23 protein-coding genes and 1 other annotated feature are annotated in these 25,004 nt (G+C 42.5%); of the genes, 4 read left to right on the top strand and 19 right to left on the bottom strand.

The window, feature by feature from the left end:
• Positions 1 to 7: 7 nt before the first annotated feature.
• The 10 genes from QM873_RS04065 to trpX all read right to left on the bottom strand — a co-directional run bounded on the left by QM873_RS04065 (position 8) and on the right by trpX (position 9,646).
• Positions 8 to 1,222, bottom strand: coding sequence for an ABC transporter permease (locus QM873_RS04065; RefSeq protein ID WP_048691046.1), 1,215 nt, complete (start codon positions 1,220 to 1,222; stop codon positions 8 to 10).
• Positions 1,219 to 2,112, bottom strand: a complete 894-nt coding sequence (locus tag QM873_RS04060) for an ABC transporter ATP-binding protein (protein WP_013903836.1) — start codon at positions 2,110 to 2,112, stop codon at positions 1,219 to 1,221. Before QM873_RS04060 ends, QM873_RS04065 begins: the two co-directional genes overlap by 4 nt.
• Positions 2,113 to 2,123: 11 nt before the next feature.
• Positions 2,124 to 2,897, bottom strand: coding sequence for a DUF3169 family protein (locus QM873_RS04055; RefSeq protein WP_048691042.1), 774 nt, complete (start codon positions 2,895 to 2,897; stop codon positions 2,124 to 2,126).
• Between the two features lie 2 nt (positions 2,898 to 2,899).
• Positions 2,900 to 3,109: a helix-turn-helix transcriptional regulator gene (locus QM873_RS04050; protein ID WP_414278850.1), complete on the bottom strand. Its 210-nt coding sequence runs from the start codon at positions 3,107 to 3,109 to the stop codon at positions 2,900 to 2,902.
• A gap of 13 nt (positions 3,110 to 3,122) precedes the next feature.
• A complete protein-coding gene (locus tag QM873_RS04045) occupies positions 3,123 to 3,431 on the bottom strand; it encodes a hypothetical protein (RefSeq protein WP_048691039.1) in 309 nt (102 codons plus the stop codon).
• Between the two features lie 235 nt (positions 3,432 to 3,666).
• Entirely contained in the window at positions 3,667 to 6,072 is a 2,406-nt protein-coding gene (pheT, locus tag QM873_RS04040) for a phenylalanine--tRNA ligase subunit beta (protein ID WP_048691036.1), read from the bottom strand.
• A gap of 172 nt (positions 6,073 to 6,244) precedes the next feature.
• Complete coding sequence (locus tag QM873_RS04035) at positions 6,245 to 6,760, bottom strand: GNAT family N-acetyltransferase (RefSeq protein WP_048691034.1); 516 nt, start codon at positions 6,758 to 6,760, stop codon at positions 6,245 to 6,247.
• Positions 6,761 to 6,762: 2 nt separating this feature from the next.
• Positions 6,763 to 7,809: a phenylalanine--tRNA ligase subunit alpha gene (gene pheS / locus QM873_RS04030; RefSeq protein WP_414278849.1), complete on the bottom strand. Its 1,047-nt coding sequence runs from the start codon at positions 7,807 to 7,809 to the stop codon at positions 6,763 to 6,765.
• A 313-nt stretch (positions 7,810 to 8,122) separates the two neighbouring features.
• Positions 8,123 to 8,542, bottom strand: coding sequence for a hypothetical protein (locus QM873_RS04025; RefSeq protein WP_048714892.1), 420 nt, complete (start codon positions 8,540 to 8,542; stop codon positions 8,123 to 8,125).
• Between the two features lie 123 nt (positions 8,543 to 8,665).
• The gene (gene trpX, locus QM873_RS04020; protein WP_414278908.1) at positions 8,666 to 9,646 is read right to left on the bottom strand and encodes a tryptophan ABC transporter substrate-binding protein; all 981 of its coding nucleotides are present in this window, start codon (positions 9,644 to 9,646) and stop codon (positions 8,666 to 8,668) included.
• A 154-nt stretch (positions 9,647 to 9,800) separates the two neighbouring features.
• Positions 9,801 to 10,035: a binding site (T-box leader), on the bottom strand.
• A gap of 179 nt (positions 10,036 to 10,214) precedes the next feature.
• Here trpX and QM873_RS04015 point away from each other — a divergent pair.
• On the top strand, positions 10,215 to 11,876 hold the full coding sequence (locus QM873_RS04015) for an Rqc2 family fibronectin-binding protein (protein WP_048714896.1): 1,662 nt from the start codon (positions 10,215 to 10,217) through the stop codon (positions 11,874 to 11,876).
• Between the two features lie 35 nt (positions 11,877 to 11,911).
• Here QM873_RS04015 and budA read toward each other — a convergent pair whose 3' ends face one another.
• The 3 genes from budA to QM873_RS04000 form a co-directional block, all read right to left on the bottom strand.
• On the bottom strand, positions 11,912 to 12,628 hold the full coding sequence (gene budA / locus QM873_RS04010) for an acetolactate decarboxylase (protein WP_048714898.1): 717 nt from the start codon (positions 12,626 to 12,628) through the stop codon (positions 11,912 to 11,914).
• A 149-nt stretch (positions 12,629 to 12,777) separates the two neighbouring features.
• On the bottom strand, positions 12,778 to 14,016 hold the full coding sequence (locus tag QM873_RS04005) for a tetratricopeptide repeat protein (RefSeq protein ID WP_023027056.1): 1,239 nt from the start codon (positions 14,014 to 14,016) through the stop codon (positions 12,778 to 12,780).
• On the bottom strand, positions 14,006 to 15,175 hold the full coding sequence (locus tag QM873_RS04000; protein ID WP_414278848.1) for an AI-2E family transporter: 1,170 nt from the start codon (positions 15,173 to 15,175) through the stop codon (positions 14,006 to 14,008). The genes QM873_RS04005 and QM873_RS04000 overlap by 11 nt, the downstream gene beginning before the upstream one ends.
• 175 nt (positions 15,176 to 15,350) lie before the next feature.
• Here QM873_RS04000 and QM873_RS03995 point away from each other — a divergent pair, with 175 nt between their 5' ends.
• Both QM873_RS03995 and QM873_RS03990 read left to right on the top strand, forming a co-directional pair.
• Entirely contained in the window at positions 15,351 to 16,361 is a 1,011-nt protein-coding gene (locus QM873_RS03995; protein WP_462217793.1) for a lactonase family protein, read from the top strand.
• A gap of 76 nt (positions 16,362 to 16,437) precedes the next feature.
• Positions 16,438 to 16,623: a hypothetical protein gene (locus QM873_RS03990; protein ID WP_023023803.1), complete on the top strand. Its 186-nt coding sequence runs from the start codon at positions 16,438 to 16,440 to the stop codon at positions 16,621 to 16,623.
• A 103-nt stretch (positions 16,624 to 16,726) separates the two neighbouring features.
• Here QM873_RS03990 and eno read toward each other — a convergent pair whose 3' ends face one another.
• Positions 16,727 to 18,031, bottom strand: a complete 1,305-nt coding sequence (eno, locus tag QM873_RS03985; protein WP_048691017.1) for a surface-displayed alpha-enolase — start codon at positions 18,029 to 18,031, stop codon at positions 16,727 to 16,729.
• A gap of 186 nt (positions 18,032 to 18,217) precedes the next feature.
• Between eno and QM873_RS03980 the strand changes: the two genes are divergently transcribed.
• A complete protein-coding gene (locus tag QM873_RS03980) occupies positions 18,218 to 18,661 on the top strand; it encodes a DUF1694 domain-containing protein (RefSeq protein WP_154853371.1) in 444 nt (147 codons plus the stop codon).
• Positions 18,662 to 18,720: 59 nt separating this feature from the next.
• Here the strand turns inward: QM873_RS03980 and QM873_RS03975 are convergent, their stop codons facing one another.
• From QM873_RS03975 to QM873_RS03955, 5 genes are all read right to left on the bottom strand, one after another.
• The gene (locus tag QM873_RS03975) at positions 18,721 to 19,839 is read right to left on the bottom strand and encodes a glycerate kinase (protein ID WP_414278846.1); all 1,119 of its coding nucleotides are present in this window, start codon (positions 19,837 to 19,839) and stop codon (positions 18,721 to 18,723) included.
• A gap of 91 nt (positions 19,840 to 19,930) precedes the next feature.
• The gene (gene ezrA, locus QM873_RS03970) at positions 19,931 to 21,655 is read right to left on the bottom strand and encodes a septation ring formation regulator EzrA (protein ID WP_342991964.1); all 1,725 of its coding nucleotides are present in this window, start codon (positions 21,653 to 21,655) and stop codon (positions 19,931 to 19,933) included.
• Positions 21,656 to 21,741: 86 nt separating this feature from the next.
• Positions 21,742 to 23,691, bottom strand: coding sequence for a DNA topoisomerase (ATP-hydrolyzing) subunit B (gyrB, locus tag QM873_RS03965; RefSeq protein ID WP_195348342.1), 1,950 nt, complete (start codon positions 23,689 to 23,691; stop codon positions 21,742 to 21,744).
• A gap of 12 nt (positions 23,692 to 23,703) precedes the next feature.
• Positions 23,704 to 24,267 carry an HAD-IA family hydrolase gene (locus QM873_RS03960; RefSeq protein ID WP_229050204.1) on the bottom strand — a complete coding sequence of 188 codons (564 nt, stop codon included), beginning with the start codon at positions 24,265 to 24,267 and terminating at the stop codon, positions 23,704 to 23,706.
• Between the two features lie 178 nt (positions 24,268 to 24,445).
• Positions 24,446 to 25,003: a DJ-1 family glyoxalase III gene (locus QM873_RS03955; protein WP_195348343.1), complete on the bottom strand. Its 558-nt coding sequence runs from the start codon at positions 25,001 to 25,003 to the stop codon at positions 24,446 to 24,448.
• Position 25,004: the final 1 nt, after the last annotated feature.

Below are 25,004 nucleotides of genomic sequence, written 5' to 3'. Positions count from 1 at the left end.
GTCTCTTTTAACGATAGCTCAAGGCTTTTTTAACAGTCTTGACTAAACCTAGGTCATCTGTTTGTAAGATAAGGCTTGAATAGATTTTTCCAATGATCATGGTGCCGAGGAGCGTGAAGGCCAAGGCAATTCCGAATGATCCCCATGATTCAAGTCCACTTGCATAGCCATTGATGGTACGGAATGGCATGAAGAAGGTTGAAATGAATGGAATGTATGATCCAATCTTCAACAGAAGGACATCACCTGCGCTACCTAAGGTAGTTACTCCAAAGAAGCTAAAGAACACTAACATCATCAGTGGCGAAATCGCTTTTCCTGTATCTTCTGGACGAGCAACTGTTGAACCTAGGAAAGCTGAAAGAACCACGTACATGAAGATTCCAAGAATGATCAAGAATAAGGTATTCAAGGAAATGGATTGTCCAATATGTTGGGTGATAGGAGAGTCTGGAGATAAGATATCTTTCACAAGAGGAATGGAGTCTCTAAAAATCCAAACGCCTCCCAATCCGACTGCATAGATACCAATATGAGTACAAATGACTCCGAAAAGACCAATCATGCGAGCATAGAAATAGTGAGTTGCGCGAATGCTTGAGAAGACCACTTCCATAATCTTGGTCCCTTTTTCACTGGCTACCTCTTGAGCAGTGATACCTGAATAAAACATCAGAATCATGTAGATAAGAAAACCGATTCCTCCAGCTACCACGGTCTGCACCATTTTCAGCCCTTCTTTCTTCTCATCAATTTTTTCAATCAATGAGACCTGTTGCGAAAGGGCTGCTAACTGCTCTTGGCTTAAATCCGCTTTAGAAACATTGAGCATTTGTTGGACCTGACTCAATTTAGCCATAAGGATTGCTTTGAAACCTGGCTTCATGGCATCCTCACTCTGGTAGCGAGCCTCTAGCTGGCCATCCTTTTCTTCAACTGTGAGGATTCCCTTGATTTCTTCCTCTTTCATGGCCTTTTTAGCTGCTGCTTCGTCCTTATAGTCAAAGGTCAAGCCATCGGTCCCTTTCAAGACTTCCTTGACAGGAGCTTGATCTGTAATCAAGGCGATGTTGCTTTTCGCAGATGTAGAAGATCCGACGAAATAGTTCACTCCAATCGTCAATCCGAAGAAGAGAAAGGGAGTAAGCACCATCAGTAAAAAGCTCCATGATTTCACTTGGCGTAAATAAGTTTCTTTGATAACAATCAGCATCTGTTTCATACTTCTACTCCTGATTCTAGTTTAAAGATTTCATCAATGGTTGGGGCTTGTTGGTCAAAGGTTGCTAGATAGCGACCCTTGGTCAACTGATCAAAGAGGTCCGGACCTGCTGTTTCATCATCCAATACCAACTTCCACAGGCCTTGCTTGGTCATGGTCACCTTGGTCACGTGAGGCAGCACTTCCAACTCCTCTTTACTGAAGTCATTGGATACGAAGAGACGAGTCTTCCCGAAGCTATTGCGAACTTCTTGTACGGGACCTGAAAGAATCACAGATCCATCACGAATCATAACCAACTCATCACAGAGTTCTTCCACATTGGTCATGACGTGGTCAGAGAAGATAATGGTGGCACCGCGTTCTTTTTCTTCAAAAATGACCTGCTTAAGCACTTCTGTATTGACAGGATCCAGTCCGCTAAAAGGCTCATCCAGGATGATCAATTTTGGCTCATGGATCATGGTAATGATCAATTGAACCTTTTGCTGATTCCCTTTTGAGAGGCTCTTGATCTTATCGGTTAATTTTCCTTTTACTTGGAGCTTTTCCATCCAGATTGGAAGTTTCTCCTTGACCTCAGCAGTTGACATTCCTTTGAGATTAGCAAGGTAACGGACTTGCTCATAGATGGTTAACTTAGGCATAAGGCTTCGCTCTTCTGGCAGGTAGCCAATTTCCTTATAGGTTTCTTGACTGATTGCTTGGCCATCCAATTGGATATCACCGCTGTAGTCAAGGAAGCGGAGGATACTATGAAAGATAGTGGTCTTCCCAGCTCCGTTCTTCCCGATCAAACCTAAGATGGATCCTTTTTTCGCAGTCAAGTCAATGCCGAACAAGACTTGCTTCTTGCCAAAACTCTTTTCTAAATTTCTAATTTCTAACATGAATGACTCCTTTACTCTTTATAATAACGTTTGGTAATCTTGTATTGAGAGACCAAGATATAGACATAAATTAGTGATACAACTACTAATGCTAACAAGATATCTGCCTGGAAAGCAATGCCAACTAAGAATATCGCCATTAAGGAAATCGGTAAGACATAATTGCTTAACTTGAAGACAATATCGTAATTCTCCTCGTAGCAAATTTGTTTCTCTGCCTCATCTATCATGCTCATTATTAGTTCACGGACTTCTGCCCCACTAGCATTGCGTGGGATTGCTTTTCCATAAATCTGTTTGAAGGTTTTTCGAAACTGATGTTCTAGCCCAAAAGTAAGAAGGAACAAAGCAAGAAAAATAAGCGGGATGGTGTATTTCCCAAAAGCACCTGTTAGTTTTTCTTCATAGACTAGTTTTTGGCAAGAGAAGAAAATCACTAATAGATAGGGAACAATCATGACGCCTTTGAACATCGTAGCCAAGTCATAGATTCTTCTCGTTTGGCTTTCATAACGGTAGGCTTCGTCTTCATCTTCTGCCTCCTCCATCATCTGATAAGACTGGCGCGATGAGATGAGGTAGGTAGACGCAATCCCGAAAACCACCAGATATAAAATGATTGACCCTATATAGATCATATCTCGATCAAATAGCTTTTGGAATTCAATAGGATGGTCTGAACCAAAATAACCTGTCAAAAAACCAATGATTAATCCTGATAGGACCATGGCCATGTTTCTCCAAAAACGAAAACGGGCTGACCTTTCTTTTAACTTCTTTTTCACTTTTATTCCTCTCCCTCTACTAGACTAAAGACATTCTCCACCGGTTCCTTGAAAATCTGGGCGATGGTGATGGCAATAATAACCGAGGGGGTGTATTCCCCCCGCTCCAAGAGACTGATGGACTGGCGCGTGACTCCTGCTAGCTTGGCTAGCTCGGATTGGTTGAGGCCATCACGCGCCCTCAGCTCTTTCAGTCGATTTTTTAAGATCATGGCTTTCGCCCCCTTATAGTTGAATACCTTGAATATCTTCGATGCGGACTAATTTGGTTTCCCTCTGTTGTTTATGATTCACACGAGTCAGTTTGACCCAATCTTCGTCGATATCCAAAATTTCATACTCGAATCCAACACCACTCACTAAAACAGTGGCCGTTTGGCCTTTCAATTCTTCTAAAATTCTAGACATGTCTTGATTTCCTTTCACTTGTTTTTCTAATCGTCTAATGCGTTTGTTCAACCTTTTATTCTTCTTTTCTGAGCTCGCATAAACCATAATCAGAAAAGGGATAAAAAGAATCCATATGGCTCCCATAAGAAACCTCCCCTTCTTTCAACTAAAATCATTGTAACACTTCTTTTTCTTTTTGACAAGTGTATTTGTCAAAAAAATAAAAATATTTGTCAAAAATAGAAGGATGGTTGACATGGATATTTTGAGTACTTAAAGGAATTTCTTTATTTTTATAGGGTTTCAAGGCCTATAACTTGCAAATCCTGTAAGAAAAAAAACAGTTGAGAATTTCTCAACTGTTTCATGTTTTTACGATTTATCGCACTTCTGCGTCTACTTTTTCTTCGAGTGATGCTTGGATTTTTTCCATATAGCGAGCGACTTCTTCGTCGGTCAAGCTATCTTCTGGATTTTGGAAGGTCAAGCTGTATGCCATAGATTTCATTCCGATACCCAGTTTTTCACCTGAGAAAACGTCAAAGAGTTTGATGTCTGTCAAACGTTTCACGCCTGCAGCTTGGATGGCATCGACCACTTCTTGGTGAGTCACTTCTTCTTTGAGGAGAAGGGCGATATCACGGCTGACTGCTGGGAACTTCGTAATTTCCACAAATGGAGCAGCTGGTTGAAGGGCTGCTTCGATAGCTGAAAGGTTAAGCTCGGCTACATAAGTTTCTGGAATATCATAAGCCTTAGCCGTCACAGGGTGTACTTGACCGAGGAAACCAAGAACTTGATCCCCGAGTGAAATCAAGGCTGTACGTCCTGGATGGAGGCTAGCGATTTCAGAGGTTGCTGTATAAGTCACTTCAAGACCCAAGCGAGCAAAGAGGGCTTCCAAGATTCCCTTAGCATAGAAGAAATCAACTGGAACAGCTGGAGTCTGGAAGTCTTTTTCAGCAACTAAGCCAGTCAAAGCAAAGGCAAAGCTGTTGATTTCATTTGGCAAGTCTTCTTTTGGATTACCTGTTTGCTCGAAGACTTTTCCAATCTCATAAAGAGCCAAGTCTTTGTTCTTACGCGCTACGTTGTAGGCAACTGTATCAAGGATACCAGAAACCATATTTTGACGGAGAACTGAACGGTCCACAGTCATTGGCCACATAAGTTCTGTTAGGTTGCTTGGTGCAGTCGTAAATTCAACGGCTTTTTCAGGAGTTGTCAGAGCGTAGGTAATGATTTCAGTCAAGCCTGCCCCTTCAGCAATCGTCCGAACCTGACGACGCAATTTTTGAGTCGCAGTCAACTCACCTGCTGTCCCATCGTCTTTTGGAAGACTGGTTGGCAAGCGGTCATAACCATAGATACGTGCGATTTCTTCAAAAAGATCAGCTTCAATAGTGATGTCCCAACGGCGACGTGGAACACTCACAGTAAAGGAATCAGCATTTCCAGAAAGGCCAAAACCAAGGCGACGGAAGACATCTTCAATATCTGCGTAGGAAAGCTCTGTACCAAGGACACGGTTGACGTCAGCAAGAGTGGAAGATACTTCTACATCTGAAGTATCCAATTCACCTGCTGAAACGATGCCCTTACGCACGGTTGCACCTGCAAGCTCTGCTATCATGCTTGCTGCCGCATCAAGGGCTTCATTGACAGTTGCCACGTTGATGCCTTTTTCAAAACGAGAAGATGATTCAGAACGAAGGTTGAGACGACCGCTGGTCTTGCGGATAGATTTGCCATTGAAGACAGCGGCTTCAAGGACGACACGACTAGACTTTTCAGAAATTTCTGTAGCCTGACCACCCATAACACCGGCAAGGGCTACTGGCTTGTCAGCCACAGTAATGACTAGGTCATTCGTCTCCAACTCACGCTCTTCCCCGTCCAAGGTCACCAATTTTTCACCCGCACGCGCTTCACGGACACGGATCTCGTTTCCTTCAAAGGTATCCAAGTCAAAGGCATGCATAGGCTGACCAAAGTAGAGTAGGATATAGTTGGTCACGTCAACGACATTGTTGATCGGACGAATACCTTCATTCATGAGGAGGTTTTGCAACCATTGTGGACTTGGTGCGATGGTCACATTGTCCAAGATACGAGCAGCATAGTATGGCGCCTTGTCTGTGTCAATGCTGACAGAAAGAGCGTCTGCTGCAGCTTGGTCTGTTTCAGTCAAAGCAAAGTCTTTGAAATTGACTGCCTTGTCATAAATCGCTGCTACTTCGTGCGCTACCCCACGCATAGAAAGAGCGTCTGCACGGTTAGGCGTGATGGAAAGTTCGATGATTTCATCATCCAAGTCTAGGTAAGAGAATACTTCCTCACCTGGTACTGCATCATCCGGCAAGATTTGGATGCCATCTGCAAATTCCTTAGGTACAACGGAATCAGAAATGCCCAATTCACCAAGTGAACAGATCATCCCTAGTGACTCTAAGCCACGGATTTTCCCTTTTTTAATCTTGTAGTTATCCGCGATGCGAGCACCTGGAAGAGCCACCATAACCTTGATTCCTGCACGCACATTTGGTGCTCCACAGACGATTTGACGAGCTTCTTCTTCGCCCACATTGACTTGGCAAACATGAAGATGAGTTTCTGGCACATCTTCGCAAGACAAGACTTCTCCGACGACAATTTTTGAGAGGCCAGCAGCTGGTGATTCGACACCTTCTACTTCAATCCCTGTGGTTGACATTTTTTCAGCCAACTCTTGTGATGGCACATCAATGTCCACCAATTCTTTTAACCATTTATAACTAACTAACATATGTAAGATACCAAGGGCTAAGCAGAAATCTAGATATCTTTCCTAGATCTCCATCCACCCTCGTTTTGATCCTTTCATTTTGTGTTTTCCAGCTCGAGGCTAGCTTAGGAAGGTCTAATAACCTCCCCTTCTCTAGAATGGAAGCTTCCAATTCTGAGACTTCTTGTCCATTCTAGATCAATTTCTTTCTCAACAACCAGTCTGTATCCACGGTATCTCCGGTAACATACTGGTGTTCACTAAATCGTTCAAAACCAAAGCGATAGTAAAAATCTTGCGCCTTAAAGTTGCGTTCCCAGACACCTAGCCAGGCCCACTCAAAGCCCCGGCTCTTGGCTTGATCCAGCGCAAAGATAAACATTTCCTTGCCAAAACCAGCCCCATGAAATTCCTTTTTGACATAGATCCGTTGGATCTCAAAGGACTTGTCCATCTCTACTGGCTCCGTCTGTGCTTGCCCCCAATTGATCTTGAGAAAACCACAGATTTCTTGTTCTTCATTGAGGACAAAATAGATTTCAGATTCTGGATCTAGCAGATCCTTCTCGATTTGCTCCAAAGAGAGCACGGTAGAGAAGTACTCTTCCAAGTCTTCCTCAACAATATAGGGACCAAAGGTCTCCCGATAGGTTTCCACCTCTAGGTCACGTAAGGTCTGTAATTGATCGATTTTTACTCTAACTAACATGATTATTTAAACTGTTCTGAGAAGCGAACATCTCCTTGATAAAAGCCACGGATATCATTGATTCCATAACGAAGCATGGCTACACGCTCCTGACCAAGTCCAAAGGCGAATCCTGAATAGACTGTCGAATCAATGCCACTCATCTCGAGCACGCGTGGGTGAACCATACCGGCCCCCATGATTTCGATCCAACCTGTCTTCTTACATACATTACATCCCGCTCCACCACATTTGAAGCAAGATACATCGACCTCAACGGATGGCTCGGTGAATGGGAAGTAAGAAGGACGCAGACGGATTTGACGTTCTGCACCAAACATCTTTTGCACGATCAACTGAAGCGTTCCTTGAAGGTCCGCCATAGAAATGTTCTTCCCAACAACCAAGCCTTCGATCTGATGGAACTGGTGGCTGTGGGTCGCATCATCTGTATCCCGACGGAAAACACGGCCTGGAGAAATCATTTTCAAAGGTCCCTTGCTAAAGTCATGCGCATCCATTGCACGCGCCTGAACTGGTGATGTGTGGGTCCGAAGCAAGATTTCTTCTGTGATATAGAAGGTATCCTGCATATCACGAGCTGGGTGATCCTTTGGCAAGTTCATGCGTTCAAAGTTGTAGTAGTCTTTTTCGACTTCAAAGCCATCTACAACTTGGTAGCCCATCCCGATAAAGATATCTTCGATTTCTTCACTGGTTTGGGTCAAGACATGGCGATGACCAACTGCGACTGGACGTCCCGGAAGGGTCACATCGATACTCTCACTAGCTAATTTGGCTTGGACTTTCTTTTCTTCCAAGAGCTTAGCTGTTTCTTCAAAGGCAGCCGTCAAAACATCACGGGCTTCATTAACGTGTTTCCCGATGACCGGACGCATCTCAGCAGAGACATCTTTCATCCCTTTGAGGATCTCGGTTAGAGAGCCTTTCTTCCCAAGGACAGAGACGCGTAGCTCTTGCATCTCTTTTTTATTTTCAGCAGAGATCTGCTTCAAGGCTGCCAGCGTTTCTTCTCGAAGCGCTTTTAGTTGTTCTTCAATCGTTAACATATTTCCTCCATCATGGTCCTCACTCAGACATAGAAAAAACCACGCGCCACATCCATATTCGGAGCGTTGACACGCGGTACCATCCGTTTTTTATCTGAAACTCAGACCTTAATTTCTAAATCCTTGCGCAAGTGAATTCACTCAGCTTTCATGCAAAGAGCTTTCAGTCACGGCTCTTCTCCCTGTTGCACTTCCCTTGAGGTACTAGTCTTGCAGATTTCTATTCAATTACTATCTAGTTTAGCAGATTTTTAGTTAAAAAACAAGTTAGATGAGACTAATTTCAATAGACAAAGAAACAAGACCCAGGGCATTATTTATTTGCCTTGTCTGTTTCATCTGCTTTCCTTTTCAATAGAAGAGTTGCTGCTTGGTTAAAACCATCACACCAGTTATACCATTTTGCTTCATACTCATCTTGAGGTAAGATACGATGTTTTAAATCCAAAACAGAGGATATCTTTCTTTCCTCACAAGCTTGCGCATAGAGATGATAAATTTCATCACCACCATCTTTATCAAACTCAGCAGAAATCGTATCCCGACCTGCCAATAAAGACTGATAAGCCCTGTGATGCCCGTTTGTAATCAAGAAGCAATTTCCAAACGCAAGAATACTAATTGGATCCACATTGATGATTTCCGCCGATTGATCAAGCATCTGGATATCATGTAACTTCTTTTCTGATAAATATAGTTGGGTCGGATGAAGATCTGTTATTTTGATTTTCAATTCTTTCTCCTCTACCAAGAGTAAAATAAGCTGGTCCTGGGCACTGGTGAACATTTTTAAAGGTCAGGATTTAAAGACCTGCCAAAGCCAAATTCCTCTGCCGTTCTTGTTATCCGTTTGTTTTTATTCGATGACTTGTCCAGCTTCTTTCAAGACAGATTCTGGAATGGTAATGCCTAATTCTTCTGCCACTTTTTTGTTGATGACAGATTTACCATCTGTAAAGATTTCGACTGGTGTATCCGCTGGTTTTTGACCTTTCAAGATTTTCGCAGCCATTTTACCAGTTGCCACTCCAAGATCGTGTTGGTCGACAACGACTGAACCTAAACCACCAGCTTCGACCATGGCTGTCGCACTTGGGAAGATTGGTTTTTTAGCTGTTTTGTTTGCTTCGACTACCGTTGAGAAGGCTGATGCAATTGTGTTATCGATTGGAACCCAGATAGCATCGACTTTCCCAGTCATGACAGAAACCGTTGAAGCAATTTCATTTGTAGAAGGGACTGAATAAGGAACCACCTTGTAGCCTGCTTTTTCAGCCAATTTTGTAAATTCTTCTACTTGCGTTTTAGAATTATCTTCACTGGTTGAGTAAAGGACACCGATTGTTTTCACGTTTGGAGTCAACTCTTTGATCAATTTCAACTGTTGTTCCGTTGGGTTGTGGTCAGATACTCCTGTGATATTGCCACCTGGTTTTTTCAAATCTTTGACCAAGTTAGCGCCGACTGGGTCTGTGATAGCACCCATGACGATTGGTTTGTCCTTGGTTGCACTAGCCAAACCTTGAGCAGATGGGGTTGCGATTCCGATCAAAACGTCGTTGTTGTTTTGGACCAATTGCTTACTCATGGTAGCAACCTTGTTTTGGTCCCCTTCTGCATTGAGGAATTCAATCTCAATCTTGTCCTTGTCATAGCCTTCTTCAGCCAAGCCATCTTGAATCCCCTTGTAGATTTCGTCTAGCGATGGGTGGCTGACCAACTGCAAGGCACCGACTTTTACCTTTTTAGTTCCATCTGCTTTATTAGCTTCATTTTTATTGTTTAACATTGGATAGACTACTGCTACTAAAATAATAGCTAGCAAAGCACCAATCATTCCCAATACACGTTTGTTTTTCATTTTCTTTACCTCAATTATTTATTTTTTCGTTTTTTCGCATCTTTGTTAAAGACTGAGTCGCCATCGTTTCTTCATCTTCTTTTCTCCCTTCTTTTTGAAACAAAAACACGCCCACACATAGCTATAGCTATGTGAGGACGTGTCATCGCGGTGCCACCTCACTTATGGGAAAATGGATATACTCCTCCCATGTCTCTGTCTTGTCTAGCAACAAGTTGCACGATAAGGTGTGCCGACCGAATTTTTATTGTTTCAAATTCATCTCATCATTAGTCCAATTTCATAAATGTCCACTACCCACTTCCACCAACCGTGAGCTCTCTATTAAATTTTCATTTATTACTTTTCTAATTGAATCCATTGTAAATGTTTCCGTAAGCCTTGTCAATACTTTTTTATGTTTTTTTTGAAAACGTTCGTCATTTCCTGAAATTCATTTTCTAACGGATGCTTTTACAAGGATTGAAAACCGCCTTCTTACTGGGTTTTCAGGCACTTTTTTGATATAATTTACTAGAATTAGTCTAGAATGTTGAGGAACCCCATGTCTTTTGATGGATTTTTTTTACACCATATGGTGAATGAATTACAAAGCGAACTCCTATATGGTCGCATCCAAAAAATTAACCAACCCTTTGAACAAGAGTTGGTTTTACAAATTCGTAGCAATCGCAAGAATCAAAAACTCTTGCTGTCTTCCCACTCTGTTTTTGGTCGGATCCAACGGACTCAGACCAATTTTGAGAATCCTGCCTTCCCTAATACCTTTATCATGGTCATGCGCAAGTATCTCCAAGGGGCAGTCATTGAGCAGATCCAGCAACTGGAGAATGACCGTATTTTAGAAATTGCCGTCTCCAATAAAAATGAGATTGGGGATGATATATCTGTAACCCTGATTATTGAAATCATGGGTAAGCACAGCAATATCATTCTTCTGGACAAGGCAACTGGAAAAATCATCGAAGCAATCAAGCATGTGGGCTTCTCACAAAATAGCTACCGGACCATTCTCCCTGGATCAACCTATGTAGCTCCTCCAAAAACCGAAGCGGTCAACCCCTTTACCATTAAAGACGAAGCCTTATTCGCCTTTCTTCACCGAGAAGAGTTGACACCTAAAAACCTTCAAACCCATTTCCAGGGTCTTGGTCGAGATACTGCTCAAGAATTGGCCAGTCGATTAGAAAGCGGAGAAAAATTAAAAACCTTCCGAGCATTCTTTGAAGCTCCAACAGATCCCCGTCTAACGAAAAAATCTTTTGCTGCTCTCGCTTATGCAGATAGCCAGGAGGAGACCTTTGAAACCTTATCAGATCTACTCGACCACTACTACTTGGACAAGGCTGAGCGCGACCGGGTCCAACAACAAGCTGGGGAACTAATCCGCAAGGTGGATAATGAGCTAGAAAAGAACCGGAAAAAATTGGCCAAACAGGAAGCCGAACTAGCAGCGACAGAAAATGCCGAAGAATTCCGTCAAAAAGGCGAACTACTCACTACCTTCCTCCATCAAGTCCCAAATGATCAAGACCAGGTCACCTTGGACAACTACTATACCAACCAGCCTATTACCATTGCTTTGGATAAGGCCTTGACCCCCAGTCAAAATGCTCAACGCTACTTCAAGCGTTACCAGAAGCTAAAAGAAGCCGTCAAACATTTGACCTCTCTCATCCAGGAAACCAAGGAAACTATCTCCTACCTAGAGACGGTCGAGACCGCTCTGGCCCAAGCCAGCCTTTCTGAAGTAGCCGAGATTCGCGAAGAGCTGATCCAAACAGGCTTTATCAAACGACGCAACCGAGAAAAGATCCACAAACGGAAAAAACCAGAGAAGTACTTAGCATCAGATGGCAAGACCATTATTCTGGTCGGCCGGAACAATCTTCAAAACGAAGAATTGACCTTCAAAATGGCTAAAAAGGACGAACTCTGGTTCCACGCTAAGGATATTCCAGGTAGTCACGTGGTCATTACAGGTAACCTCAACCCTTCAGATGAGGTCAAAACCGATGCAGCTGAGCTTGCAGCCTATTTCTCTAAGGGACGCCTGTCCAATCTGGTCCAAGTCGACATGATTGAAACAAAAAAACTCAACAAACCGACCGGAGGAAAACCTGGATTTGTAACCTATACCGGTCAGAAAACCCTACGGGTCACCCCTGAAGAAGAAAAGATCAAATCTATGCGCATCAATGAGTAATAAAAAGGGCTGAGAATCATCTCAGCCCTTTTGTTTTATTCTGATTTGTGGATATCCTCTTTGACCTGGTCAACGTTGAACTTGGCAAAGAGATACTGGCGGTCCTGGACAGGAAAGCGTTGGTCCAATTGATCAATGGCTCCAACTTCGACGATGCCCTCTTTGATGACAAAATCCATAACATGTCCTCCAAAGGTATGGTCATCTGAGATAAAGTGAAGGTGATAGCCTGCTACACTGACCCCATGAAACATCTCTGGCGTCCAAAAACCAACAATGGTTCCTGTAACATTTTCTCGTGTAAATTCTGGCTGATGGGTTGCTACATCTGCAAACTTGGTCTCCGAAGTTGATTTGGGAATCATGCGCACATGCATTTTGGCGAAATCACCGTGAATCTTGATGGAACGAAACAAATTTTCGCCATCGTAATAAGATTCAATGCGAGCCTCTAACTCCTCATCTGTCATTTCAAAGCGTTGTCGAAAAATCACTTCGGCCTGGTGGGGAACAATGGCTGCATAGGGGACAGTCGCATCTGAAGATACTTCCACAATCTCTGGTTCCTCTCCTGAACCCTTAGCTTGATAAGCCTTACCATCTAAGACAATCAATTCGCCATCGATTGAGTCCAGGGTCCCAATTCCTAAATCTCCATGCTCTAGTAATTCTTTAACCGTAAAGGATCCTCCATAGAGACCAGCCATCAAAGCCCCCAAGGTATTGTATTGAAACAATTTCACCGGTTCCATTATCTTCTCCCTCATTCATCTTGTCTTCTTTTTAGCCCTTCCAGTATACCATATTCTCAAGGACAATAACAGAAAGACTGATTAAAAAAGAGCGGGACCGAACCATGATACAAACTTGTTCTGATTCCCGCCCTTCAAGGGTCAAGTAGTTAATCTTCTAACAGGCTCTCATAGAAAGCTTGCATTTGCCCATCATCTGGGACTAGCTGCAAATAGCCTTCTGCCACTTCCCGGGCTTTTGCGATTTGTCCCAACTCTCTCAAGAGGTAACTATAGCTTTCTAAGTACTCTGGATTTTCTTTCAAATCTGGGTAGAGCTCTTCATAGATCGGAGCCGCTTTTTCAACCTCTTCGAGTGCTACCAAGGCACGAGCGATATTCCAACGGGTGACGACATTTTCCACTTCCACTTCTTGCCATTCAAGGACGTCTTCATAACGTTCCTGTTCCAGATAAAGAGTTGTCAGACGAAGGGCGATATCTTCAAGATCCTCAGCAACTTCTTTGGCTTCTAACAAATACTTCTCTGCTTTTTCTGGCTGGTGCAACTCGTAGGCCAATTGGGAGGCTAGAAGGAGGAGATAAGCGTCAAAAGGATTCTTTTGGATTCCTTGCTCTGCTATTGCTAACGCTGTTTCTCGGTCATTTTCAGCTTGAAGAGCCAAGGCATAGCCGTATTCATACCCTTCAAAGTCTGGCGACAGTGTATCAATCTGCTTGAAGTAGATCAGAGAACGTTGATACTCTTCTCGGTCAGAGAGAAGGGTTGCCAATTCATAGGCAATCTGGTCATCAAACTCAATTTCCAAGGCCTTTTCTAAAAACTCAATAGCAGACTCAAACCGACCCAGATTCGCATAAGCATAGCCAATCCGCTGGTATGTGGAAATGCCCGTTTCTTCTAAAATGAGACGGTTGTCTAACTGAGCATACTCTTGAATGGCTTCTTGGTAATTTTCAAGTTCTAAATCAATCTCTGCCAAGCCTAGTTGAATAATAGGGTCATCTGAAAGAGTCGCTGCTTCCATCAGTTTTTCTCGAGCCACATCTGCCAAGCCCTCACTTTGGTAGAGGTCTGCCTTGACTAAGAGACTGGCTAGATACCATTCCGAACTTTCCGGGATTTCTTCCAAATAAGCAAAGGCTTCTTCCATTAGTCCATCTTCCGCTACGATAGTGGCTAGACTCAGATAGACCTCTGGATAATCATCTCTCAGATGCAAGTAGGTTTGCTTGGCTTCTGGGTAAAAACCAATACTTTCAAAATATTGTCCCAATTCTAACAAGGTAGCTGGATCATCTTCTAGCAAAGCCTTATCCAAATAAGCTGGCAGACGATCTAGCTCTTGTTTCTCAATTGCTTCTAGAATTTTTTGACTATTCTTCACTTTGAATTTCCTCAACTTCGTCCTTTTCGTACAAACCACTGACCTCTTTATACCATTCAAATAGAGCACTGATGACTACTTTAGCCGAAGCATAAACCGGGATTCCTAAGAAGACTCCCCAGATTCCAAACATAGAGCCAGAAGTAATCAATACAAACAGAATCGTGATTGGGTGGATATTGAGCTGACTCCCCAAGACAAGTGGGGAAACGAAACGTCCCTCGATTGTTTGCTCAACAATAAAGACAATGACGACTTTGACAAACATCTCTGGTCCTGCCACCAACCCCAAGACTAAGGCTGGGAGCATGGCCAAGAAGCTGCCCAAGTATGGTATCAAGTTCAAAAAACCAGCGGTTACACCGAGTGTCACAGCGTAACGAAGCCCAATGATCTTAAGCAGAAGAATAAACATTAAAGCTACGATGATAGCAACAGTAATCTGACCTCTGACATAATTAGCCAATTGTGTATTGACATCAGACAGTACTTTGTCTGCAGATTTACGAATCTTGGTTGGCAAGAAACGGATGATTTGCCCTTTTAAGTTCTTTCCATCTATCAAAAGATAGAAGACGATGAACGGCATGATAATTAAAGCGATAATGACCTGAGAGGCGACCGCAATCAGATTGCTGACCCAGTTGACTGCACGGGCAGAGAAGGAACTCGTCCAACTGGTAATATTCTCTGACAACTGGCTGGTCCATTCATCCAGTTGAGGCTTGATTTCTGGCGACACTTTGTTGTCTAAGAAATCATCAATGGTCATATTGGCCTTTTCCAAGTAATCTGGCAGATTCTTCATAAAACTGAGCACCTGACGCTGAATGGCTGGAATAGCGACGGCCAAGCCCCATAAAATGAGAAGGGCAATCAAGATGAAGACGATGGAAATTGCAATGATCCGTTTGACTCGGTGCCTTTCCAAAAAGTCCACGATTGGATTTAACAAATAATAGAGGAGCCCTGAAATAATGACTGGTAGCATGACTGCTGCTCCAAACTCTAACAGGGGTGTAAAAATAAAACTAATCTTGCTGAGAACTAAAATATTCAATCCCATCAGTAAGGTTACTAGAAAAACAGTAATGGCTTTATTATCTACAAACCATTTAAAAAACCAGGATAAACTAAAATCTTTTTCTTTATGTTCCACGGGAATCTCCTTCGTTTTCAATCTGTCTTTATTTTAGCATTTTTAGTCCATAATTTCACGATATAGCTGAAATGTGAGCTTTTTTTTAATGCTTAGCTTGTCAATCCTTCACCTAATCGTTTTCCATCCCCTTCTTTTCTGATATAATGGAGCTATCAACAAAGTCGAGGTGCATGTGATGCAAGATATTTATTTCGGAACCTATACCAAACGAGACTCTAAAGGAATTTATAAGGCTTCCTTCGATGAAAGAACTGGTCAACTTAGCGACTTACAACTAGTTGCTCAAGAGCCAAACCCAACCTATCTCGCTTTTTCAAAAGCTGGTTTCTTATACAGTGTGGGTGCGGAGCAAGGTCTTGGCGGCATTGCAAGCTTTAGTCCTGATCACCAGTTAATCAATCATGTGGTCGAGGAAGGGGCGCCCCTCTGTTATGTCTCTGTTGATGAGGCGCGTGGCTTGGTCTATGGAGCTAACTACCACAAGGGACAAGTCCTCTCATATCGCATCCATGAAGATGGTCATTTAACCTTTGTCGACCAAGCGACTCATCAGGGTTCTGGACCTCACGAAAACCAAGCGAGTCCCCATGTACATTATGCAGATCTCACTCCCGATAAGCTACTCATCACTTGTGATTTGGGTACCGATCAAGTAGTGGTCTATCAAGTCGATGATCTTGGTAAACTAACGAAGACTCAAACCTATCAAACAGCTCCAGGTGCTGGTCCACGTCATATCATTTTCCACTCTCATTACAAGACCGCCTACCTCATTAACGAATTAAACGCTACCATCGATGTCCTTTTCTATGACGGACTTGGCTACTTTGAACATTTCCAAACCATCTCAACCCTACCTAAAGAGTATGAAGGTCAAAAATGGGCCGCTGCTATTCGCCTCTCCGAGGATGGGAAATTCCTCTATGCCTCAAATCGATCTCATAACTCCATTGCAGTCTACGAAATCTTGGCAGATGGTAGCCTAGTGCTTCTAGAAATCGTTCCAACCAACGGTCTCAATCCGCGTGATTTCATTCTTAGTCCAGACCAAAAACACCTCATTGCAGTTCATCAAGATTCGGACAATGCCACTGTTTTTAAACGCGACAAGGCGAGTGGTAGATTGACTGAATTAAGCCATGATTTCCACGTACCAGAGGCGGTTTGTGTCCTCTTCAACTAACAATCAAAACGCTTGCTAGTTTGGTTAAAAAGTGATTAAATAGTGATAATAATAAATAGGTTATAGGAGAAAACTCATGAACCCAATGGATTTATTTAACCAAGTCAAAGAAATGATCGAAAAGAAAGATTTCGATGCTGCTAAAAAATTTATCGATGACAACAAGGATAACCTTGGTGACTACTTAGAACAAGCAAAAGCTCTTGTTGCTGGAAACGATCTAGTGAGCGGTGCTGTTGATAAAATCAAAGGCTTATTCTAATCCCTAAAATTCTCAACTACTTGGTTGAGGATTTTTTGTTTAGCTCGATAGCAAAAAAAATCCTTGAGAAAACTCAAGGATCTTTTTAGTCTAGTAAACTAGCTTATTTTTTCAAGTTGTAGAATGATTTCAATCCACGGTATTCAGCTACTTCACCAAGTTGATCTTCGATACGAAGCAATTGATTGTATTTAGCGATACGGTCTGTACGTGAAAGTGAACCAGTCTTGATTTGTCCTGCGTTTGTTGCAACTGCGATGTCAGCGATTGTTGAATCTTCAGTTTCACCTGAACGGTGTGATACAACGGCAGTGTAACCAGCTTCTTTAGCCATTTCGATAGCATCGAATGTTTCAGTAAGAGTACCGATTTGGTTAACTTTGATAAGGATTGAGTTAGCTGCTCCTTCTGCGATACCCTTTTCAAGGTATGAAGTGTTTGTTACGAAGAAGTCGTCACCAACCAATTGAACTTTTCCACCAAGACGTTCAGTAAGAGCTTTCCATCCGTCCCAGTCATTTTCATCCATACCATCTTCGATAGTGATGATTGGGTATTTGTTAACCAATTCTTCAAGGTAGTCGATTTGTTCTGCAGCAGTACGTACAGCAGCGCCTTCACCTTCGAATTTAGTGTAGTCGTAGACTTTACGTTCTTTATCGTAGAATTCTGATGATGCACAGTCAAACCCGATGAATACGTCTTTACCTGGTACATATCCAGCAGCTTCGATCGCAGCAAGGATAGTTTCAACACCATCTTCAGTTCCTTCGAAACGAGGAGCGAATCCACCTTCGTCACCTACGGCAGTTTCCAAACCACGTGATTTAAGGATTTTCTTAAGAGCGTGGAAGATTTCAGCACCGTAACGAAGAGCTTCTTTAAATGTAGGTGCACCAACTGGCAAGATCATAAACTCTTGGAAAGCGATTGGAGCATCTGAGTGAGAACCACCGTTGATGATGTTCATCATTGGAGTTGGAAGAACTTTAGTGTTGAATCCACCAAGGTAGCTGTAAAGTGGGATTTCAAGGTAGTCAGCAGCAGCACGAGCTACAGCGATAGACACACCAAGGATTGCGTTCGCACCCAATTTACCTTTGTTAGGAGTACCGTCAAGAGCGATCATTGCACGGTCAATAGCTTGTTGATCACGAACATCGTAACCGATGATTGCTTCAGCAATGATGTTGTTTACATTGTCAACAGCTTTTTGAGTTCCAAGACCACCGTAACGAGATTTGTCACCGTCGCGAAGTTCAACTGCTTCGTGTTCACCAGTAGAAGCTCCAGATGGAACCATACCACGTCCGAAAGCACCTGATTCAGTATAAACTTCTACTTCAAGTGTTGGGTTACCGCGTGAGTCTAGGACTTCGCGAGCGTAAACATCAGTAATAATTGACATTTCTTACTCTCCTTTGAGTTTAAATTTTTTACACCTCTATGATACCTTAAAAATACGCTTTTTTCAAGAAAAAACGTTATCTTTGTGCAGATTTTCCTTAACTTTATCAAGAAATCGCTTTCTTTTTGTTTGGAACAGCCTTTATTCGTTTGGCATTTTCAACCTAAAGTATGATATACTATTCTTATGACTGATCTATCTAAAGAAATTATGGAAAAGGCTAACGGTGGCCTAAAATTAAATCCTGATGAACAGCGTCGCTTTCTAGGTACATTTGAAGAGCGCGTTCTAGGATATGCCGATTTAAAAACAAGCAATAGTCCTCAGCTTCAGAAGGGCTTTTTGAAGGTGCTGAAAAGCTTGAATGAACAAGCTAACCCTCTCTTTGTAAAGATCTCTCCAAATGTTGATTCTAGCGTCCAGTTGAGCTATCTAAAACAAGCAAAAGAATTTGGTTGCCAGGCTACAATTGTTTCGGAGGAACACGACTCCTCTCCTTTTGGGCTCGTGATTCATACAGATGCACCAGTGACCACTACTGACAAGGACCTCCGAACTGCTTTTTCGGATCTCTGGGAGGAAGAAAAGAAACCGAGCAAACCTTCTCTTTGGAAGAAATGGTTTGGTTGATCATGACTGTCCCCTAGGCATTTATATCAATAGCAAAAGATTACATAGAAAAAAGCGGTTTAACCGCTTTTTTCTATGCTTAATAGATTTCCAATATTTCTAGCTGTAAAGAGAAGATTTTCCCTTGCGTTCTTCAGAAGTTGGTCTAAACTATCAGGGTGTTTCGTTATGGAAAAAGCTCCGACTATATTTTCAAATGGGAGACTTGGTAAATCATCTGCAAGACTTCCACAAATAGCTATGACAGGGATTCCCTTTGGGGTTCGTCTCGCAACTCCTATCGGAGCTTTTCCTGATAGACTTTGATGGTCCAGTCGCCCCTCACCGACAATGACCAAGTCTGCATTTGCTACCTTGGAGTCAAAGTCGATTAGCTCTAAACAAGTTTCAATTCCTGAAACAATCCTTGCATGCGCGAAGGCACAGAGACCTGCCGCAAGGCCACCACCAGCTCCCATCCCTGCTTGGGTCAACACACTAGGACAGTTCTTTTCATAAAAGCTGTAAATAGCTTGATCCACTTTATCAAACATAGTGGGGCTAAGCCCCTTTTGTTTTCCAAAAATATAGGTTGCTCCATCTAGTCCACATAGAGGGTTCGACACGTCTGCTAAGATATGTATCTGGACATCCTCTGGAATCTTTATCGCTTTCTCTTTACGGATGGAATCACACTTTAAAAGACTTTGTCCACAGGCCTTCAATTGCTTTCCTTCTCTATCATACAATTGATAGCCTAGACCTACTGCAAGACCAAGCCCACCATCATTGGTGGCTGTTCCTCCAACCCCGATATAAATATCCTTTTTTCCTTTATTGATCAAATAACAGATCAGTTCTCCAATTCCTCGGGTCTCTATGTCAAGTGGATGACGTTGATCAACTGGAATTTTTCCTAAGCCGATCAAGTCGGCTACTTCAAAGAGAGCCATAGTTTCCTTCTCCACATACCGCATTTCTACCGGCTCTCCAAATGGACCTGTGACAAGGGTAAAAGTTTCCTTCAATCCCAATGAGTAGCTGATGGCATCCACTGTCCCTTCCCCACCATCTCCAACAGGACAGGTGACCGGTTCTACATGGAGGAGAGACTGACGCAAGCCTTCTGCAATAATTTCCGCTACATCTTTCGCAGGTAAGCTTTCTTTGAATGAATCTGGAGCAATTAAAACTTTCATGGACTCATCTCCTTTTTCTATCCTTCCCTTTCCCATCACAGCTTCATTTCCATAAAAAAACATCCAGGAATATTCTCCTGGATGTTTTAGATTAGAATCGGATGGATTCTCTTGTTTTTTCAAATGAGGTAACAAATCTCTCTGTTACTCCTGGTTCAACTGTTTCCAATGCTTCTGAAATGACTTTGAATGAAGCAGGATAGTCATACTCTTTTTCAAAGATGTACAAGGCTTCATCAAACGCTGCTTGGACATGATCGTCGAATGAACGATAGCGATTTGAGTATTGAAGCAACTGCTCTGTTAGAGTAGCATATTGTACTAATTTGTATGTTTCTTCCTCTAACTCTGTCATATCGTTGGTCAAAATATCCAGGAGACGGTTGGCGTTTTCGATATTGACACGACGACCTTCTAACTCAGCCAAGAGAGCTTCTGTGTTATCACTTGCAGTGAAGAAGATAGTAAGGAAGGATTGAGGGATTCCAGGTAAGTTACGCTTATCCATGTAACGCTTAATGGCATGTAAACGGTTGGCGTAGATATTTACCTTTTGACGAGCATTTGTGTCGTCTTTCTCAATCTTAGACAAGGTTTCGCTCAAAGCAATTTGATCATCTTCAATCTCTTTCAGACGTTCTTCAATCGCTTCTAACTCTTCTTGAAGGATAGAGTAGGCTTTTTGAGTTTCAGATGTATCCTTCAAGGCATCTTCTACAACGAGCTCTTGAGCTGTTAATTCAGCTTCTAACTCCTTCAAATGATTTTCCTTAAGTTCTTTGCTTTCAAATGTTTTGCTGAGACGTTCAACTTCTTCTGCTAAACGCTTGTTATTTTCCTTCGCATGGGCAAGGTAACCTGGTAAGGCTTTGACCAATTTTTCAACAACTTTGTATGATTCAATTTCACGAGTGAAAATATCATACAAGGCGTTGATTTCTTCTTGAATCTGCTCATTTTCATAGAGCGCATTATCTAATTCAAGAGCAGCAACATTTTGTAGGTTGGCTTTCAAAGCTGCATGCAATTGTTGGAAACGTGCTTCCAAATCGGTCTCTGTAAAATGATAACCAGACTCCAATAGTTTGCGATGACCAGCTTCCAAATCTTCCAATTGATCAGGAAGAGTTGTTTGTACATCCTTCACAATTGCAGGAACTTTTTCAACAATATGCGTCAAGGCTACAATGTGGTTTTCAGCTGTATCCAAAATTTCTGCAGCTTCAACAGGGTCACCTGATGAATTCAAGGTTACAAATTTTGAAAACTCAACTTGAATATTTTCAGCTTGCTTCTCGATTTCGGGAAGTGCTGGGCCGTATGCGTCTGGATCAGAAGCTACTTGTTTTTGCAAGTTTTCAAACATATCCAAGGCATGAACAACCCGACCGCTATTCTTTTCTTCTTTTTCTTTTAATTCAGATAAAGCTTGACGGATGGCCTTGATGTCTTCATCAATTAATTGAACCTGACTCTCAATATTTCCAATTGCTTGCTTGGCTTTTAAAAAGCGGAAAGAATTGTTGTAGCCTTCTGCTTCAAAGAGGTTGTTCTCGATATCAGCAAAAGAATTGAGGGATAGGTCCACCCATTTTTGATTCCATTCACGAAATGCAACTTGACTTTGACCAATCAAATGCATATTCTTCACTTCTTCTACTTCATCATTTACCGGAAGGTTATACAACTGTTCTTTTCGTTCTTCCAGAGATGCCAGTAAGGCTTCGTTACGCTTTCTCAATAAGACTGCCACTACATATCCTAAAACCAAGAGGACCCCAATGACAATAATGAGAATAATTAGTCCACTAGACATATAAAAACTCCTTCATTAAATTACTTGAAAGTAATCGTAGTTATTATATCATAAATATTCGAATAATTGGCAAATATCGCAGAATTTTATACATCAAGTGTACTATATTCGGCATTTTCCTCGATAAATTCACGACGAGGTTCTACTCGATCCCCCATGAGCATATCAAAGATTTTATCTGCTTCTGCTGCATCATCAACTGTCACACGCGCCATGAGGCGATGTTCTGGGTTCATCGTTGTTTCCCAGAGCTGATGATCATCCATCTCACCCAAACCTTTGTATCGTTGAATCGTTGGTTTGGAACGACCTTCAGAATAGCGCTCCAAGGCTTCAGCCAATTCTGCTTCTTGGTTGGCTCCTGGTTGGATGTATTCTTTGATTTCACTACCGACTTTTACACCATAGATTGGTGGTTGGGCGATATAAACATAGCCTGCCTCCAAAACTGGTTTCATATAGCGATAGATCAAGGTTAAGAGGAGGGTTCGAATATGAGCTCCATCGACATCGGCATCTGTCATGATGACTAATTTTTGATAACGTGCTTTCGATACGTCAAATTCTGCACCAAAACCGGTTCCCATAGCTGTGAAAAGACTACGAATTTCTTCGTTGGCTAAAATCTTGTCCATGCTGGCTTTTTCCACGTTGAGGATTTTCCCACGGATAGGGAGAATCGCCTGGAACTCCCGGTTTCGACCTGATTTAGCAGATCCTCCAGCAGAGTCTCCTTCGACGATGAAGAGTTCTGTCTCAGCTGGATTGTTAGATGAACAGTCTGCTAATTTACCTGGAAGGTTTGAGATTTCTAAACCAGATTTCTTACGGGTGACTTCACGGGCGCGCTTAGCAGCAACACGCGCTTTGGCAGCCAAAATTCCCTTTTCGACAATTTTCTTGGCAATCTGCGGATTTTCCAACAAGAAATCAGAGAAGGCATCGCTGAACAAGCGGTTGGTAATCTTCACCACTTCAGAGTTTCCAAGTTTGGTCTTGGTTTGTCCTTCAAACTGTGGATTTGGGTGTTTGACAGAAATCACTGCCGTCAACCCTTCCCGGACATCTTCTCCTGTTAGATTTTCTTCATTGTCTTTGAGAAGTTTATTCTTACGCGCATAGTCGTTGATAACACGGGTCAAAGCTGTACGGAAACCTTGTTCATGAGTCCCCCCTTCATGGGTATGGATGTTATTGGCAAAACTCATAACGGTTTCGTGATAACCAGTCGTGTACTGCATAGCTACTTCAACCGTGATATCATCCAATTCTCCATCGGTATAAATCGGAGTTTCGAAGATGACGTCCTTGTTTTCATTGATGTATTCTACATAACTAGCAATCCCACCCTCATAGTGGTAATCTTTCGTTTGCTCCTGCCCTGCACGCTTGTCCGTGATCGAGATCCGTAAGCCACGGTTCAAGAAGGCTAATTCTTGAATCCGTTTATTCAACTTGTCAAAGTCAAATTCAGTGGTTTCTGTGAAGATCTCTGGGTCTGGAGTAAAGTGAACGGTTGTACCAGTTCGATCAGTTTCACCGATCACTTCAAGATCTGCAACGACTTGTCCGCGTTTGTATTCTTGGTAATGAATTTGGCCATTCTTATGGACGTGAACATCTAACTGAGTCGACAAGGCATTTACGACGGATGATCCAACTCCGTGGAGTCCACCAGACACCTTGTACCCACCACCGCCAAATTTTCCTCCCGCATGGAGAACGGTAAAGACAGTCTCAACCGCTGGACGACCCGTTTTTTCTTGAATGTCAACCGGAATCCCCCGTCCATCATCGACGACTGTAATCGAATTGTCCGCTTCGATAAAGACTTCGATATGGCTAGCAAATCCTGCAAGGGCCTCATCGATTGAGTTATCGACGATTTCCCAGACCAAATGGTGAAGACCTTCTTTAGAAGTGGATCCGATATACATCCCCGGACGCATCCGAACTGCTTCTAAACCTTCCAAAACCTGAATCTGACTGGCATCATATTCTTGACCAGTCGTTTCTTGCTTCAATTCTTCTGTCATTCTTTCCCTTTTCTAATTAAAAATATAGGCACTTAATTGATCCATTGAGTCAAACAAATAGGTCGCCATGCCAGCTCTCTGACCAGCTTCGATATCGATCGGGCGATCTCCAATCACCAAGCCAGACTCAATCGCATACTTGTCTTTTAGATACAACATGGACGTAGGATCTGGTTTACGTGGAAAACCATCATCAGCTGTCACAACTTCTGTAAAGTAATGACGAATCCCTGTTTTTTCTAGGATGGTCTCTACGTGATGGTCACGGTGAGAAACCAAAAAATGACGGGCTCCGAGTGCTGTCAGACGATGCAATAACTCCTCAGTCCCCTCGAATAAGCAGGGGATTTCAAGAGCTTCTTTCTCTCGCTGTTTATACTCTCCCAAAAAGTCTGGAAGGTCTGAGGCAAACTGCTGAACAGCATAATCCGTGGAAATCTTTAAAGCTGCATAAACGGAATCATGATCAGCCTCCCTTTGGAAATACTGTAAGGTCGCTACAAAAGCTTTTGTAGAGGTCTCATAATTGTCCAATAAAGTCCCACCAAGATCCCATATAAAATCATGATAATCCATAGCTACAATTATACCATAATTTTCAAAAAATTGCTTGTAAAGTCAATGTTTTCAAGGTTTTTTTACAGTCATCTCCCACCTGTTTTACTTTCATTCAAAAGCATTTATATTTCGACAAAACTAGCCTATAAAAAAATGAAGACAGGAATTTTCCTACCTTCATTTTTCTTCTCAACAACTAAGGGGCCGATGTTCCAAAAACATCTTGATAGAGCATCCCTTCTCTCAATGCTGTGGCATCTCCCCCAAAATGGTTGACCAGGGCATAGGAAAAAGCAAGTGCTGTCGCAGGACCCCGACTGGTCAAGATGTGACCATCCTGAACCACTGCTTCCTTCACATAATGCTCTCTTCCAATTTCTTTTTCGAAGCCATCATAGCAGGTATAGCGTTTTTCATCAAGTAGTCCAGCTCGATCCAACACAATCGGAGCTGCACAAATAGCTGCTAGACTTTTTCCTTGTTCATGGGCTTCTTTTAAAGACTGAATCAAGCCCTCATGGTCGCGTAGATTTACTGCTCCCGGCATCCCTCCTGGAAGGACAATGCCATCAAAATGATCCAACGAACCGGACCAGACCTCATCAACCTTCACTGTGATCCCATGGGAACCTGTCACTTCTGGATCAAATCCAACCATCAAACACTCGATTGCTGCTCTTCGCAAGACATCGACAACGGTCAAGGCTTCGATTTCCTCGAAACCATTTGCTAACATCACTGCTACTTTTGTCATA

Source organism: Streptococcus australis (assembly GCF_047463015.1).
In the GTDB taxonomy this organism is placed as follows: domain Bacteria; phylum Bacillota; class Bacilli; order Lactobacillales; family Streptococcaceae; genus Streptococcus; species Streptococcus australis_F.
Note: the sequence above shows the minus strand (reverse complement) of the source record. Positions and strands in the feature narration are given on the sequence as shown.